The following is an 819-nucleotide window of genomic DNA, read 5'->3' as shown; positions in this document are numbered from 1 at the left end:
GCTTGCATGGTGGCAATCAGGTGGGGTTGGCGCCGGGTCGTCTCGGGGAGGGGTTCGCGGGCGGGCGCCAGGCGCCGTTTCGCATGCAGCCGGCAAGGTACCACGAGGCGCCCCTGTCCGCTGCCTTGCAGCGTTGGCGAGGAGCGCCGTGGCCGCGCCGACGGCAGACGCCAGTCAGTGGGCAAAAACCGTTCCGGCTGCGCTTGTCGAAGCCCGTGTGCCAGGGGCAGACCCTTGGACAAGCCTGTCGAAGGGCTCAGAGTTCACTGAGCGCCATTGCGGCGGCGGCCTTTGTCAGTGCGCGGCGGTTTTGGAAAACAGCTGGATCACCGCCACCCCGGCCACGATCAGCGCCATGCCCAAGAGCGCGGCCAAGTCGATGCGCTGGNGTCGAAGCCCGTGTGCCAGGGGCAGACCCTTGGACAAGCCTGTCGAAGGGCTCAGAGTTCACTGAGCGCCATTGCGGCGGCGGCCTTTGTCAGTGCGCGGCGGTTTTGGAAAACAGCTGGATCACCGCCACCCCGGCCACGATCAGCGCCATGCCCAAGAGCGCGGCCAAGTCGATGCGCTGGCCAAACAACAGGTAGCCCGCCACGGCGATGAGCACGATGCCCAGGCCCGACCAGATCGCGTAGGCCACGCCCATGGGCATGGTCTTCAAGGTCAGCGACAGGCAGTAGAACGCCACGCCATAGCCCAGCACCACCATGAACGACGGCCACAGCCGCGTGAAGCCCGCGCTGGCCTTGAGCGCCGTCGTGGCGACCACCTCGGCGACGATGGCCGCGCCCAGAATCCAATAGACATTCATTGCAAGCC

General features: G+C 66.7%; 1 protein-coding gene. It reads right to left on the bottom strand.

Features of this window, described 5'->3' with window-relative positions; genetic code table 11:
- Nucleotides 1-478: 478 nt before the first annotated feature.
- Nucleotides 479-811 carry an SMR family transporter gene (locus QZH66_RS17330; protein ID WP_305807083.1) on the bottom strand — a complete coding sequence of 111 codons (333 nt, stop codon included), beginning with the start codon at nt 809-811 and terminating at the stop codon, nt 479-481.
- Nucleotides 812-819 lie beyond the last annotated feature (8 nt).

It is taken from the genome of Stenotrophomonas sp. YIM B06876 (assembly GCF_030711595.1).
In the GTDB taxonomy this organism is placed as follows: Bacteria; Pseudomonadota; Gammaproteobacteria; order Xanthomonadales; family Xanthomonadaceae; genus Stenotrophomonas.
Note: the sequence above shows the minus strand (reverse complement) of the source record. Positions and strands in the feature narration are given on the sequence as shown.